At 60.3% G+C, this 13581-nt stretch carries 11 protein-coding genes and 1 pseudogene; 7 read left to right on the top strand and 5 right to left on the bottom strand.

The window, feature by feature from the left end; genetic code table 11:
- Positions 1–108: 108 nt before the first annotated feature.
- Positions 109–4173, bottom strand: a complete 4065-nt coding sequence (gene pulA / locus G5332_RS08730; RefSeq protein WP_421249521.1) for a pullulanase-type alpha-1,6-glucosidase — start codon at positions 4171–4173, stop codon at positions 109–111.
- Positions 4174–4435: 262 nt separating this feature from the next.
- Between pulA and G5332_RS08725 the strand changes: the two genes are divergently transcribed.
- The gene (locus G5332_RS08725) at positions 4436–4849 is read left to right on the top strand and encodes a hypothetical protein (RefSeq protein WP_216952830.1); all 414 of its coding nucleotides are present in this window, start codon (positions 4436–4438) and stop codon (positions 4847–4849) included.
- 142 nt (positions 4850–4991) lie between these two features.
- Here G5332_RS08725 and G5332_RS08720 read toward each other — a convergent pair whose 3' ends face one another.
- Entirely contained in the window at positions 4992–5504 is a 513-nt protein-coding gene (locus G5332_RS08720) for a mechanosensitive ion channel domain-containing protein (RefSeq protein WP_005354921.1), read from the bottom strand.
- Positions 5505–5517: 13 nt separating this feature from the next.
- Positions 5518–6483 (bottom strand): zinc transporter ZntB, encoded by a 966-nt coding sequence (gene zntB / locus G5332_RS08715; RefSeq protein ID WP_162895478.1) that lies wholly within the window; start codon positions 6481–6483, stop codon positions 5518–5520.
- Between the two features lie 139 nt (positions 6484–6622).
- Between zntB and G5332_RS08710 the strand changes: the two genes are divergently transcribed.
- Both G5332_RS08710 and G5332_RS08705 read left to right on the top strand, forming a co-directional pair.
- Entirely contained in the window at positions 6623–7072 is a 450-nt protein-coding gene (locus G5332_RS08710; protein ID WP_005335916.1) for a YaiI/YqxD family protein, read from the top strand.
- Positions 7073–7197: 125 nt separating this feature from the next.
- Complete coding sequence (locus G5332_RS08705) at positions 7198–7698, top strand: metal-dependent hydrolase (RefSeq protein WP_216980260.1); 501 nt, start codon at positions 7198–7200, stop codon at positions 7696–7698.
- A 64-nt stretch (positions 7699–7762) separates the two neighbouring features.
- Here the strand turns inward: G5332_RS08705 and G5332_RS08700 are convergent, their stop codons facing one another.
- A complete protein-coding gene (locus tag G5332_RS08700) occupies positions 7763–8968 on the bottom strand; it encodes a NupC/NupG family nucleoside CNT transporter (protein WP_216952829.1) in 1206 nt (401 codons plus the stop codon).
- 544 nt (positions 8969–9512) lie between these two features.
- Between G5332_RS08700 and dbpA the strand changes: the two genes are divergently transcribed.
- From dbpA to G5332_RS08685, 3 genes and pseudogenes are all read left to right on the top strand, one after another.
- The gene (dbpA, locus tag G5332_RS08695; RefSeq protein WP_421311230.1) at positions 9513–10892 is read left to right on the top strand and encodes an ATP-dependent RNA helicase DbpA; all 1380 of its coding nucleotides are present in this window, start codon (positions 9513–9515) and stop codon (positions 10890–10892) included.
- A gap of 89 nt (positions 10893–10981) precedes the next feature.
- Positions 10982–11272: a YkgJ family cysteine cluster protein gene (locus tag G5332_RS08690; protein ID WP_005363120.1), complete on the top strand. Its 291-nt coding sequence runs from the start codon at positions 10982–10984 to the stop codon at positions 11270–11272.
- A gap of 52 nt (positions 11273–11324) precedes the next feature.
- Positions 11325–11417, top strand: a pseudogene (locus G5332_RS08685) (YkgJ family cysteine cluster protein); the annotation flags it as partial.
- 27 nt (positions 11418–11444) lie between these two features.
- Here the strand turns inward: G5332_RS08685 and G5332_RS08680 are convergent.
- Positions 11445–11852 (bottom strand): hypothetical protein, encoded by a 408-nt coding sequence (locus tag G5332_RS08680; protein ID WP_337073192.1) that lies wholly within the window; start codon positions 11850–11852, stop codon positions 11445–11447.
- 268 nt (positions 11853–12120) lie between these two features.
- On the opposite strand from G5332_RS08680, the gene G5332_RS08675 reads away from it, so the two are divergent.
- The gene (locus G5332_RS08675) at positions 12121–13515 is read left to right on the top strand and encodes a PepSY-associated TM helix domain-containing protein (RefSeq protein ID WP_421206075.1); all 1395 of its coding nucleotides are present in this window, start codon (positions 12121–12123) and stop codon (positions 13513–13515) included.
- The last annotated feature ends 66 nt before the right edge of the window (positions 13516–13581 follow it).

The following is a 13581-nucleotide window of genomic DNA, read 5'->3' as shown; positions in this document are numbered from 1 at the left end:
TGCCGGTCGGCAGTCGCGCTTTGCTTACTCTCTCGGAGTTATCCCACCCTTGGCAAGGTGGAATTCAACCCGGGGGCGCCGAGCCATCCCCCGGACTCAATGGCTTGCTTACTTGACGCTGCACTCCTGAATGACGGCAGTACCTGCCTTGACGCCAGCCGGGTCAACCTTCACCAGCACACTCCACAGCCCCTGCGGCAAGGTGATGCTGTTATTGGCACTGCCCCCCTTGGAGAAGGCGAACGAATAGCCGGTTTCAGCGTTCACCGCGCCGCCACCGTTGAGCAGGTACTCCTTGCTCCAGTCCTCGTTGGCGACCTTGAACTCGGTGCTGCCAGCGTAGTTGAACGCCGCCTGATAGATGGCGAGATCGCCGTCCATCCCCTTGTAGCTCAGCTGGTACTGAGGTTGGGCTCCCCAGCCGGAGAGCTCACCCTTGACGAAGAGGTTGTAGCCAAGCGGATTGCCCGCCACCGTATCCAGCACCTTGCAGCTCTGCACAGGCTCGGTGAAGCTGACGCTCAGGGTCGGTTTGTCCTTGTTCATGGCGGTAAAGACAAACTTGTAGCTGCCTGCCTTGGCCAGATCGACACCGATATTGCCGGTTTCTCCCCCCTTGCAAAGGGTCAGCGGAGTGCCAACCACCAGCTTGTCACCGGCGTTACAGCTGCCGTAGTTGACCGGCCCCCAGCTGGCGTCAGCGATCTTGACGTTGGTGGTACCCAGCTTGTCGGTGCTCACCTCGGTAGTGAACTCGTACATAAAGTTGCCGCTGAAGGTCATCTGGTTGGTGTTGCCCCACTCATCGAGGAACCCCTTCAGATAAACATCGGTGTCGCCAAACGGTGGCAGGGTGCTCAGGTCGGTCTTCTTGCTGACCGGCAGGCCCGCGCCCTGTGCACCAGACTGCGGCTTGACGAACACAGCGGCAGACCAGGCCCCCAGCGTCAGCTGGCCGTTATCATAGGCGGCGCCGCTGGCGATGCTGTCGACTGCGCGATGCTTGCTGCTTAGCACCATACCGCTCAGATCGATCGGCTGATCGTTACCGTCACGGAAGTCACCGATGCTCTGGCTCTGGTTGCTGGCGTTGATCATCACCACCAGGCCGTCGATGGCCGGATCCAGATCCGCCCCGGCCCTGACGCCATCATCCACCGTCATGACGATAAGGCCGGGCACCTGATCCGGGCCGGTATTGCGGAAGTCGACCCGCTTGATCACCTCGGCGCCACTGCCCAGACGCAGCAGGCGGGAGGAGTTGCGCAGCTCCGCCAGCTCCTGATAGAAGCTCACCATCTGCGCCATCTCGGCCGAGCCCGGCTTGGCATGCTTGCCGAGCACCTGCTCAATCAGCGGATAGTTGTCGCCATCCTTGTCCTTGCGCGGCAACCCCTTGTCGAAGTTGTTGTCGCCCAGGGTGTAGTCGACCTTGTTGTACCAGTCGCCCGAGTCATAGCTGTCCCGCTCCATGGATTTGGAACGCAGCAGCTCGACACCGGCGTGGGTGAAGGGAATGCCCTGACCCAGCATGGCAGTCGCCAGCGAGACCCCCTGCATCCGCACCAGATCGGCTCCGGCAGGCGCCTTGTAGATCAGGTTGTCGAACAGGGTCTGGTTGTCGTGCTTGTCGACATAGTTCTGCACTTCCACCGGATCCTGGGCATAACCGGCAGGCTGACCGTTGTAGTCGATCTCGGCGCCTTTCTTCGGCATGCCATCCTTGTCGGTCAGCACGAACTCCTTGAGGTTGCCCGCCATGCCGAGCCGCACCAGATCGGACTGGTGCAAGGCCGTCGCCAGATCCACCTTGCTCATTTCGTTAGGATCGACGAAGGCACCGTTGCCAAAGCCCTGGGTCTTGCGAATGGTATCGCCACCGTCGAACGGACTGCCGCCGCGCACCGCATCGCGCAAGCGATCGGAGAAGGAGCCGATACCGGTACCGCCCAGATGCTTCTGGGTAGCCTGCACGAAGCGCTTGTCATCCTGCACTTCGCCGAAGTTCCACCCCTCGCCGTAGAAGTACATCTCGGGATTGACCTTCTTCACCGCGGCCAGCGCCTGCACCATCTGATCTTTCGGATGGTGGCCCATCAGGTCGAAGCGGAAGGCGTCGATCTTGTAGTCGCGCGCCCAGGTGACCAGGGAGTCATCCATCAGCTTGGCAAACATGGCGTGTTCCGGCGCCGTGTTGGAGCAGCAAGTGGAGTTCTCCACCGAGCCGGTCTCCGGATTGAGGCGCTGATAGTACCAAGGCACTATCTTGTCGAGCACCGACTTGGGGCCGAGCCCGGATTCGTTGGTATGGTTGTAGACCACATCCATCACCACGTTCATGCCGATGTTCTGCTTGATGGCCTTGACCATCTCGCGGAACTCCAGAATACGTTTGGTGCCCTCGGCGTTGGTGGCGTAGGAGCCTTCCGGCGTGGTGTAGTGGTAGGGATCATAACCCCAGTTGAAGGAGTCGACGCCGCGCAGGTAACCGGATAGCTCCTGCACCTGCGGATTATCCTTGCTGTCGCCCCCTTGCAGGTCGGCCAGCACATCTCCCACGGTCTGACCGCCACCACAGTAGCCGCCAAATCTGGATGTTTTCACATCCGGATTGACCTGACAGAGCTTGCTGAAGTCATCGCCGAGATTGGCCACCTTGGCCGGATCCTCGTTGACGGTGGCGATATCGAACACCGGCAGCAGGTGCAGGTGGCTGACGCCGCTCTTTGCCAGCGCTTTCAGATGGTTGACCGGTACAGAGTCGGGCTGGGTCAGGCCGACAAACTTGCCGCGCTTCTCTTCATCGGTGGAGGCATCGTTACCGGTCAGGTCACGAACATGGGCCTCATAGATGGTGATATCGGCGGGGTTCTGCTGGCTGTGGGGCGCCTTGAGGCTGTCCCATCCTTCCGGTTTCAGGGCCGGATCGTCGAGATCCACTACCTGACTGAACTCGGAGTTCATCGCCAGACTCAGGGAGTAGGGATCGGTCACCTCGTAGTGCTCGACCTTGCGGCTCAGCGGGTGGTAGACCTCCATGTCGTAGCGGTAGAACTGGCCGATCAGCTCGCTGCCCCCTTCGTAACTCCAGCTGCCGCTGGCGCTGTCGAAGGTCATCGCCACTTCACCACTCTTCTGGTGGCTGGCGTTGTAGAGGGCCAGCTTGACCGACTTGGCGGTCGGCGCCCAGAGGCGGAAGGTCACCCGGTTACCCTCCACCACGGCGCCATAGCTCAGCTTGGTCGCCTCGGGAGCATAGAGCGCATCGAGGGCGCCGGCGCTCTGCACCAGGGTCGCCCCCTGCAGGATACCGTCGGCATCGGTGCCGATAGCCACCAGCTCACCCTTGAGCAGGGGCTTGAGATCTTTCCCGGCAGGCAGGGCAAAGGCGGCCGCATCCTTGAGGTGCGGATATTTGGCCTGCTGCTCGGCAGTCAGGCTGGTCGCGGTCAGGCTGATATAGGGGAAATCGAACACCCCATCGGCATTGGCCTTGATGGTGCCCGAGTCGGTGTAATAGAGGCGAACGTGGGGCTTGTCCTTGCCCCCTTGCCAAATCAGGGTATTGCCATCGATCAAATGAGCGCTGGCCCCCGCCACGCCAAAGGCGGCGGTAAAGGCTTCGGCACGGCTGCCAAACAGATCTTTCTTGCCCGCGACAATGGCCACGGTGCGATCCGGGTGCTCACTGAAGATCACCTTCATATCGCTGCCGGTCAGGTTGGCCAGATCGCCGTTGCGGGCGATAAAGTTGATGCACCCTTCCACCTTGTTGAGCGGAACGACCCAGGCCGGACCAAAGCTGTCGGCGGTGGCCGGTGTCTTGCTCTTGTCATCCCACCCGGTATTCAGGCCGCTATCTGCCGTTGCCTGGCAGGCGTCGTTGTTCCAAAGGTGCAGGCTGTAGCTGTCAAACGGTGCCTTGGCGCCTTTGGCTGCCGACTGGGTATCCACCAGTGCAATGACCACCTGATTGTCGCCGGCAACCAGCAACTCTTTCGGGGGATCCATCTTGGGCAGACGAGCGACAGGCCCATCGGTGACTTCAGGTGTAGGCGGTGTAGGGGGGACGGGGTTCACACCGGAGGCATCAGAGCTGTTGTCATTACAGCCAGACAAAAGCGCGAGCAGTGAGGCTGTTACCAGCGCCACTTTGGTCTTTTTCATATCCATATTTTTATAATTCCCGCTGTAGTTAGTCTCGATAGTCGAGCACCCGGTCATTGCCAGGCGGTGCCATATTAATCAGCGGCAATCGATTCAAATGTGAGCGAGAGGGCAAAAAAACCATCCAGTTTCAACAAGATAACGTTTTCAGACTGAAACTTCGATCCGGCTCACAGACCTCGCGGCCATTTGGCCTCATATCTGGAAAACGGCAGTCACGGGGTCAGAAAAGCAATGTCTGATCAAGTGGATAGACAAGGAGTAAGCAATGAAACGGATTGAAGAGCAGGCAAGACGACTCGATCAGGAGTATCAGGCGATCGGGCAGCTGTTCGACCAGTTCTGCCAGCAGGCTGGCGCCCTGGCCGAACAGTATCACTTCTTCAACTGGCCCGATTATGAAGACTCACCCCCGCTGAGCCGCGCCTTCACTCTGCTGGGGGAACCCCGCGAACTGCGGCTGCGCTGTCAGCCCGGTGAACGCTCCGCCCTCAATGGCCTGATCCAGGTGGTCTCGGAGGATGGCACCATAGATGCCAGCCTCGGATTTCGCGCCGATGGCCAGTTGCTGCTGGAGTCCGGCAAACTGCTGGACAACCCGCCCGGACTGCTGCTCAAGTTGCTGCTCGGCGCAATCTGGCAACACAAGCCGCAGGCCGATCTCTCACAACAGGAGATCTAGCTGCGGAGCCAACTGTTGAGTCGTTCTGGCTATTGTGGCCGCAGCACGCATCCACAATAGCCTGTGTCGAATGAAGGCGTGGTGGATTTACACCAGAGCATCACTCCTCGCTACGCCCAGCCCCCCGGCAGCAAATGTCCTGCTACTCCGGTTGCAGCGGTTCCGCCACCTTGCCCTCCAGCTTTCTGACCGGCTTTTGCAGGATCAGGTTGGCCGGATAGGTGACCAGATCGCCGTTGTCATCACGCACCCGCACGTAGAACAAGCCAATCTCGGTGATGACGCCGGTGACCGAATCATCTTTGTCGAGGATGCGGATCCGGTCGCCAATCTTGTAGGGGAAGGCGAAGAAGATGGTGATGCTGGCGGTGATGTTGGAGAGGATCGACCACTGGGCGACCATGGCGACCCCCAATACTGCAAAGAAGGAGGACGCGAGCACCACCAGTCGGGAGAAGTCGAGCCCCCACACCCCGGCCAGCACCAGCAAGGTGGCACAGCCGAGCAGGAAGTGGAACACATGGGCCACGTAGAGCACCCGGTTCTCGCTCACCTGTCTGCTCTGACCGAGCGCCAGCAGGCTCTTGTGAATCAGCCGCCGGATCAGGGTATGCCCCAGCAACAGCAGTAGGGTCAGACCAATTGATTGCCACATGGGTTATGCCTCCTTACCACCAGCGCCGATGTTTGAGCCAGATAGCCAGCCCGCTGGCCAGCGCCACCAGCGAACCACAGAAGACCCAGAAGGCGGTCGGATTCTCGGCCCCGGGAATGCCCCCCAGGTTGATGCCAAACAGGCCGGTCAGGAAGCTGGCAGGTAAAAAGAGCAGCGCCATCACCGACATCTGGTAGGCGCGGCGGTTGGTCGCCTCCGCCATCAGATTGTTGATCTCGTCTGCCAGCACAGCGGTGCGCGCCACCCCGGCATCGAGGTCGTCGAGCCAGCGCCGCAGCCGATCGGCGATATCGAGCAGACGACGGCGATCATCCTCATCCAGCCAACTGATCTTCTCGTTGGCAAGGCGCGCCACCAGATCCCGCTGGGGGGAGAGGTAGCGGCGGATCATGATGAGCTGCTTGCGGATCAGCGCCAAGCGGCCATTGGCGGGCATGTCGCGCATCAGCACCATCTCCTCCAGATCGAGGATCTTGTCGTGCAGTTCCTCGACAAACTCCCCCGCCCGATCGGTCAGGGCATCACAAATCTCCACCAGCCAGTCGGCCGGGGTATCGGCGCCGCCCCCCAGCTTGAGCTGGTTGAACACATCCTGTTCGGAGAGCAGCGGACGACGACGGCTGCTGATGATGAGATCCGGGGTGATGAAGATGCGCAGCGCCACCATCTCTTCGGGCCTGTGATCCTTGTTGTGGTTGATGCCGCGCAGGATCAGCAGCACCGTCTCCCCCATCCGCACCAGCTTGGGACGATTACTCTGGCCGAGCAGCGACTCCCTGGCCGCCTCGCTGAGCAAGGGGGTCTGCAACAGCCAGCGCGCCGAATCGGGATTGCCGTAATCCAGATGCAGCCAGCCGGGATGTCCCGCCGGGACTTCGCTTCCCGCCATCAGCGGCGCCATGCCCCCCTTGCCATCCAGGGTCAGGGCATAAATCACTTCACCGGGCACCCGATCCATCTCGTCTCCTTCTCGTTTCATGTGCTGGCCCCAGCTTACACCAAAGGCGGGGCCGACTCAGCCCCGCGCCGGGAAGGGGAGGCCTGTGTTAACATGGCCGCTCTCGTTTTCATCCGCTTTCACTACAGGAAACCATGCCATGCCCATCTGGGTTGATGCCGATGCCTGCCCCATTCCGGTCAAGGAGATCCTCTACCGCGCCGCCCACCGCGCCCAGGTCGTCACCACCCTGGTGGCCAATCAGGGATTGCGGGTGCCCCCCTCGCCTTTCATCAAAACCCAGCAGGTGGAGAAGGGATTCGATGTGGCAGATCATGTCATCGCCCAGCAGGTTCAGCCCGGCGATCTGGTGATCACCGGTGATATCCCCCTCGCCTCCTGGGTGATCGATGCCGGTGGCGAGGCGCTCAACCCCCGTGGCGAGATCTACACCCGCGAGACCATCAAGGCGCGGCTCGGCATGCGCAACTTTATGGAAGAGCTGCGCTCGGCCGGCGTGCAAACCGGCGGCCCGGCCCCCTTCAATGCCGCCGACAAGCAGCGCTTCGCCAACGCCCTCGACAAGTGGCTGGTCAAAGGCAAGTTATAAATAGGCTATAAAGGCGCCCAATTTGGGCGCTTTTTCGCCGTAACATCCTGATTTTTAAAATAAGAGCTGACCACAACCGTCAGGCTGGTAAGATGCGCCGCCATCTTGTCCACGCCGTAATCATCATGACCGCCCAAGGGCACCTGCTCTTCTCCGTTACCTGCACCCTGATCGCCCACAAACTGCAGCTCACTCCGGCCCTGGCAGATGCCAGTCTGTGGCAGACCATCCCTGCCGCGCTGGCCAGCGCCCTGTTGCCCGACCTCGACCACCCCAAATCGGTGCTGGGGCAACGACTGCCGTGGATCTCGAAACCTCTGTCGCGGCTGTTCGGCCATCGCGGTTTCACCCACAGTCTGCTGGCGGTCGCCGCTGCCGTCTGGGGGCTGAACCAGAGCCTGCCGCCGGACACCTTGCCCATGGGGGTCAAGGATGCCCTGATCGTCGGCTACCTCAGCCATCTGCTGGGGGACTGGCTCACCCCGGCGGGCATTCCGCTCTTCTGGCCCATCAAGCGCCGTTACCGCCTGCCGGGCTGGTCGCTGCGCAGTGGCGGCGCCATCGAAACCGGCTTTTGCACCCTCACCCTGCTGGTTGCCGGCTGGTGGTGCGGCTGGCGCCTGTAAGCCAGAAATAAAAAAGCCCCTGACGAGGTCAGGGGCTCAAACCGTGGCAGATGCCACTAGAGGATCAGATCATGATGCCTGCGATAACAGCAGAGAGCAGGCTGACCAGAGTTGAACCGTAGACCAGCTTCAGACCGAAGCGGGAAACCATGTTGCCCTTCTCTTCGTTCAGCGCTTTTACCGCACCGGCGATGATGCCGATGGAGCTGAAGTTGGCGAAAGAGACCATGAAGATGGAGAGGATGCCGACGGTACGCGGGGAGAGCTCGGCAGCAATCTTGCCCAGATCCATCATGGCCACGAACTCGTTGGTCACCAGCTTGGTCGCCATGATGGAGCCCGCTTGCAGCGCTTCACCACTCGGGATACCCAGAATCCAGGCGATTGGATAGAAGAGGTAGCCCATGACGTACTGGAAGTTGACACCAAACGCCAGCTCGAACAGGTAGTTGACCAGGGCGATCAGGGCAATAAAGCCCACCAGCATGGCCGCCACGATAACGGCAACGGAAAAACCGGCCATGATGTACTCGCCCAGCATCTCGAAGAAGTTCTCTCTCTTCGGCGTATGGTGCTCGTCGCCCTCGGCCAGCGCCTTGGCATCGGTCACGGTATTGTCCGGCTCGTAGGGGTTGATCAGCGACAGCACGACAAAGGTGCTGAACATGTTGAGCACCAGCGCAGCCACCACGTAACGCGGCTCGATCAGCTGCATGTAGGCACCGACGATGGACATGGAGACGGTGGACATCGCCGTCGCCGCCAGGGTGTACATCTGCTTCTCGTTCAGGTGCGGCAGGATGTTCTTGAGCGCGATGAAGTTCTCGGATTGACCGACGATCATGGAGCTGATGGCGTTGAAGGACTCCAGCTTGCCCATGCCGTTGATCTTGGCCAACACGGTACCGATACCGCGGATCACCAGCGGCAACAGGCGGATGTACTGCAGAATACCGATCAACACGGAGATGAAGACGATGGGCATCAACACCATCAGGAAGAAGGTAAATGAACCTTCATTCATCATGCCGCCAAATACAAAGTCGGTTCCCTGCTTGGCAAACTCCATCAGCTTGGTGAAGCCGGCCGCGAAGCCACCCACCACAGCCAGACCCACTTCCGAGTTCAACATGAACCAGGCCAGCGCCAGCTCGACCACCAGCAGTTGGCCGATATAACGCAGCTTGATCTGTCTCCAGTTGTGGCGGTTAGCCAGCAGAGAAAGAGCGAGGACCATCACCAGTCCGAGCACAAAGTGAACGTATTCCATACCTGTAGCACCTGAGTGAATTGTAATTTTCGACCGGCGCCATCATAGACATTTGCACATTTAAAAATCAGAGAGTCATCACAATCCCGTGTAATAATATGCATGCAGGATAATACAAACGTTTTTAAATTAATTACGCAACAACCTGATATTAATCGCACAACTTTGACGACGACAAATTCATTAAAAAACATGATATTACATAATTAAAATGGCATTTTCATGGCCCTCCAAAATATCTTTATATCATTTTCGCAACATTGTGCTTAATGCCACACTCGCCAATAGAATATTTTTCAACCATTATATTTAAACAACAGAAATGGCAAACGTTTATCCGCAATAAATAATTACACGCATGTTTGAATAATTACCCCGATATCCTTTCACATATTGCTCACAACCAATCTGGCAACAAATACCCCCATAATGTGCCCCCCATGGCCAGCCGTTCAAAAATCCGCCACATCCGGTGCCACATTCTGGTATGATGCGCGGCCTTAGCGCTCGCGCATCCCCGTTTTCTCCGAAATAGAGTCCTTTTGTGAACAACAGCGAATTTAGCAGCCTCAATCTCTCCCCCGCCCTGCAAGAGAACCTCACCAGCCTGGGCTATCTGCAGATGACCCCGATCCAGGCCCAGAGCCTGCCCCTGGTACTCGATGGCAAAGACTTGATCGCCAAGGCAAAAACCGGCAGCGGCAAGACAGCCGCCTTCGGCCTCGGCCTGCTCTCCCGCCTCGACGTCAACCGGCTCGAAGTGCAGGCCCTGGTGCTCTGCCCGACCCGCGAACTGGCGGATCAGGTGGCCACCGAGATCCGCCGCCTCGCCCGCACCCTGCCCAACGTCAAGCTGGTGACCCTGTGCGGCGGCACCCCGACCGCCCCGCAATCGGCCACCCTAGGCTTCGGTGCCCACATCGCCGTCGGCACCCCGGGCCGGATCCTCAAGCACCTGGAGCAGGGTACCCTGGATCTGGATGGCCTCCAGACCCTGGTGCTGGACGAGGCGGACCGCATGCTGGACATGGGCTTTGGCGAGGACATCAACCGTGTCATCAGCTATGCCCCGCACGAGCGTCAGACCCTGCTCTTCTCCGCCACCTATCCGGAGGGGATCGCCCGGATGAGCCGCGGCGTGCAGCGCAACCCGGTCGAGGTGAGCGTGGAGTCGCTCCATGAAGAGAGCGCCATCGCGCAGACGCTGTACGAAGTGCCGGCCGGCCAACGCCTGGACGCGCTCACCTGGCTGCTGAGCCACTATCAGCCGGGCTCCTGCGTGGTGTTCTGCAACACCAAGCGCGCCTGCAACGAGGTGGCCGACCATCTGGCCGCCAAGGGCTTCTCGGCGCTGGCGCTGAACGGCGATCTGGAGCAGCGGGAGCGGGATCAGGTGCTGGTGCGCTTCGCCAACGGCAGCGCCACCATACTGGTGGCCACCGACGTGGCCGCCCGCGGGCTCGACATCAAGGAGCTGGGCGCCGTCATCAACTACGAGCTGACCTACGACCCGGAAGTGCATGTGCACCGCATCGGCCGCACCGGTCGCGCCGGTCAGCAGGGCCTGGCCCTGAGCCTCTACCAGCCCAACGAGGCCCAGCGCGTCAACTTTATCGAGGAGTACCAGAAAGCGCCGATGCCGCTTGGCGATCTCGACGGGATAGGCCGCGAGATCAAGCCGATCGCGCCGCAGATGGTGACCCTCTCCATCGACGCGGGCCGCAAGAGCAAGGTGCGCGCCGGCGACATCCTGGGCGCCCTGACCGGCGAAGGCGGCATTGCCGGGGCCGACGTCGGCAAGATCCAGATCGCCGAGCAGTACTCCTACGTCGCGGTCAGACAGGGCGCGGCCAAGGCGGCGCTCAAGCGACTGCAGGAAGGCAAGATCAAGGGGCGCAGCTACCGTGCCCGCAAACTGGGCTAAGGTTTTTTGCAAGCCGTTAGCCAGACCACAGGCGCCTGAGAGGCGCCTGTTTCATATCTCCGATGCCGCCATGCGGCAAGACAGGCACCATGACCCAAGCAATCCAAACCGATGTGAGCTGCCAGAACTGCGAAGCCTGCTGCTGCCGCCTCGAAGTGATGCTCTTTACCGATACCGGCGTGCCGGACCGTTATGTACTGGAACGGGAAGGCGAGATACCGGTCATGCGCCGGCTGGACGATGGCTGGTGCGCCGCCCTCGACCGCAACACCATGATGTGCCGTATCTACGAGGTGCGGCCGCTGATCTGCCGCGAATTCGAAATGGGTGAGCCCGACTGCGTTGACGAACGGGACAAGTGGTTTATCAAGCTGGATTGACCAGGATCCTCGAATGCACTCACCACGATGATGTGCCCCATCCATGTACGAGTACGAGGTGCGACCGCTGATCTGCCGCGAATTCGAAATGGGTGAACCCGACTGCGTTGACGAGCGGGACAAGTGGTTTATCAAGCTGGAGTGAAACCCGTCCAAACGGTGAGCGAGGTGGTCAAGCGTGCGCAGGTTCACAGGGAGCGGTGTTGAGCTGCTCCCCCAGCCACTGGATGGCCGCTGCCTCCTGCTCGAAGTAACGTACCGCCCGAAAGGGCAATCCCGTGAAGATATTATCCGCCAGATAGCGCTTGAAGCCCCCCACGAAGACCACCGCCAGAAACTGACAGCCACTCTCGGCACACCAGCCAAACTGGCGACGAAAACGGGCCAGCACCTCGGGCCCGGCCGCTTCAAACTCGGTCGCGACCTCGACAATCCCCCAGGGGCCATCCATCAATCCGGCCAGTTCGTGACGAAAACGCGCCTCATAGGCCATGGCACCTGCCAGATTGAAAGGGCCACTCGGGCGGCAGATCAGCATCTGGCCCCTGCGCTCCATGTCAAATTGCCCATGTGGCTGCATGACTGCTCCCATTCCGTTACCACCACCATCGCCTGCAAATTGTTACCACAAGGTAATAATTTATAAGGAAAAGTCCAGCAGCAAACAGGCTTTTCCCAAAGCGTGCTCATCCTATCCAGCAAACCGTCGGCACCTCATGTTACCGGCAGCCCGCACTGAATCGATCTCAAGATGTGCGATTGCAGTTAACGAAACGTTACTGCTATTATCCGCGCCGCCACAAACATTCCACCTGCCGAAAGGTTTGGCACCTCAACAAGGATGTGCAATGAAAAACAGGGACTCGAGTCATTACCAACGGATCTGGCGCTGGCACTTCTACGCCGGTCTCTTTGTCGCCCCTTTCCTGATCCTGCTGTCACTGACCGGGATCGTCTATCTGTTCAAACCCCAGCTCGACAACCTGATGTACCCAGAGCTGATGGAGGTCGCCCCCGCCAGCCAGACCCTGAGTGCCGACCAGCTGCTGGCCAAGGCGATGATGACCATGCCCGATGCCAACCTGCGTAAATACCTGCCGCCTGCCGCTCCCGACCTGAGCGCTCAGTTCATCGTCAATCAGGGGGAGCGCGAACTGACCCTGTTTATGGATCCCGCCAGCGGCGCCCTGCTCGGCACCATGGACAACAAGTGGAATCTGCAAGCGGTGGCTCGCTCCCTGCACGCCGACCTGCTGCTCGGCACCACGGGGGATCGGCTGATCGAACTGGCGGCAGGCTGGGGGCTAGTACTGCTGCTGAGCGGCCTCTACCTCTGGTGGCCACGCAAGGGGCCCGGGGTGGGTGGCATTCTTTGGCCCAGAGTGAACCAGCGCGGACGCCTCTGGTGGCGGGATCTGCACGCAGTGGTCGGCTTCTGGGGCGCTGGTTTCCTGCTGCTGTTGCTGCTGAGCGGCATGACCTGGACCGGTTTCTGGGGCGATCAGTTTGCCGCGGTCTGGAACCGCTTCCCCGCCGCCATGTGGAACGAGGTGCCCAAATCGGCACCGCTGGCTCGCAGCCTCAATCAGGCCCACGAGCAGACCGTCCCCTGGGCGGTGGAGAACACTCCCATGCCCAGCTCGCAGCCTGTTGATGAGGGGCACGATCACGGCGCCATGAACCACGGCGAGCACGAGGGAATGGTGATGGCCAGCCAGCGGATCCCGCTGCAACAGGTGTTGGATATCGCCACTGCCCGGAAGGTGAGTCCGGGGTACAGCATCACCCCGCCGGTCGGCACCACCGGCGTCTACACCATCGCCCTGTTTGCCGACGATCCACGCAACGACGCCACCCTGCATATCGATCAATACAGCGGCAAGGTGCTGGCCGATGTGCGCTGGCAGGATTACGGCACGGTTGCCAAGACGGTGGAGAGCGGCGTCATGCTGCACATGGGCAAGCTCTACGGCTGGCCCCATCAACTAGCCATGCTGACCATCTGCCTGATGGTGCTGGCCAGCGCCGTGAGCGGCCTGTGGATCTGGTGGTGCCGTCGTCCGCAAGGCCGTCTCGCCGCGCCGCCACTGCCCGCCAAACTCCCGCCGATGCGCGGTGCCATCGCCCTGCTGATCCTGCTGGGCATTGCCTTCCCGCTGGTGGGCACCTCCATGGTTGTCATCTGGCTGCTGGATACCCTGCTATTTTCCCGCCGTACGCTCAAAGTGGCGCGCGCCAGCTAAACCCGCCAAAACCAAAAAGGGCTCCCATCTCGGGAGCCCTTTGTATTGTTCGCCTTGGCGAGCTGC

Origin of the sequence: Aeromonas sp. 603757, from assembly GCF_049171255.1 — a bacterium.
GTDB lineage: Bacteria > Pseudomonadota > Gammaproteobacteria > Enterobacterales > Aeromonadaceae > Aeromonas > Aeromonas veronii_A.
Note: the sequence above shows the minus strand (reverse complement) of the source record. Positions and strands in the feature narration are given on the sequence as shown.

Excerpts from the sequence above, each read along its gene's own strand:
- G5332_RS08725 (WP_216952830.1), top strand. The coding sequence starts at position 4,436 with ATGAAACGGATTGAAGAGCAGGCAAGACGACTCGATCAGGAGTATCAG.
- G5332_RS08720 (WP_005354921.1), bottom strand. The coding sequence starts at position 5,504 with ATGTGGCAATCAATTGGTCTGACCCTACTGCTGTTGCTGGGGCATACC.
- G5332_RS08710 (WP_005335916.1), top strand. The coding sequence starts at position 6,623 with ATGCCCATCTGGGTTGATGCCGATGCCTGCCCCATTCCGGTCAAGGAG.
- G5332_RS08680 (WP_337073192.1), bottom strand. The coding sequence starts at position 11,852 with ATGCAGCCACATGGGCAATTTGACATGGAGCGCAGGGGCCAGATGCTG.
- zntB (WP_162895478.1), bottom strand. The coding sequence starts at position 6,483 with ATGGATCGGGTGCCCGGTGAAGTGATTTATGCCCTGACCCTGGATGGC.
- G5332_RS08705 (WP_216980260.1), top strand. The coding sequence starts at position 7,198 with ATGACCGCCCAAGGGCACCTGCTCTTCTCCGTTACCTGCACCCTGATC.
- G5332_RS08690 (WP_005363120.1), top strand. The coding sequence starts at position 10,982 with ATGACCCAAGCAATCCAAACCGATGTGAGCTGCCAGAACTGCGAAGCC.
- G5332_RS08700 (WP_216952829.1), bottom strand. The coding sequence starts at position 8,968 with ATGGAATACGTTCACTTTGTGCTCGGACTGGTGATGGTCCTCGCTCTT.
- pulA (WP_421249521.1), bottom strand. The coding sequence starts at position 4,173 with ATGGATATGAAAAAGACCAAAGTGGCGCTGGTAACAGCCTCACTGCTC.
- G5332_RS08675 (WP_421206075.1), top strand. The coding sequence starts at position 12,121 with ATGAAAAACAGGGACTCGAGTCATTACCAACGGATCTGGCGCTGGCAC.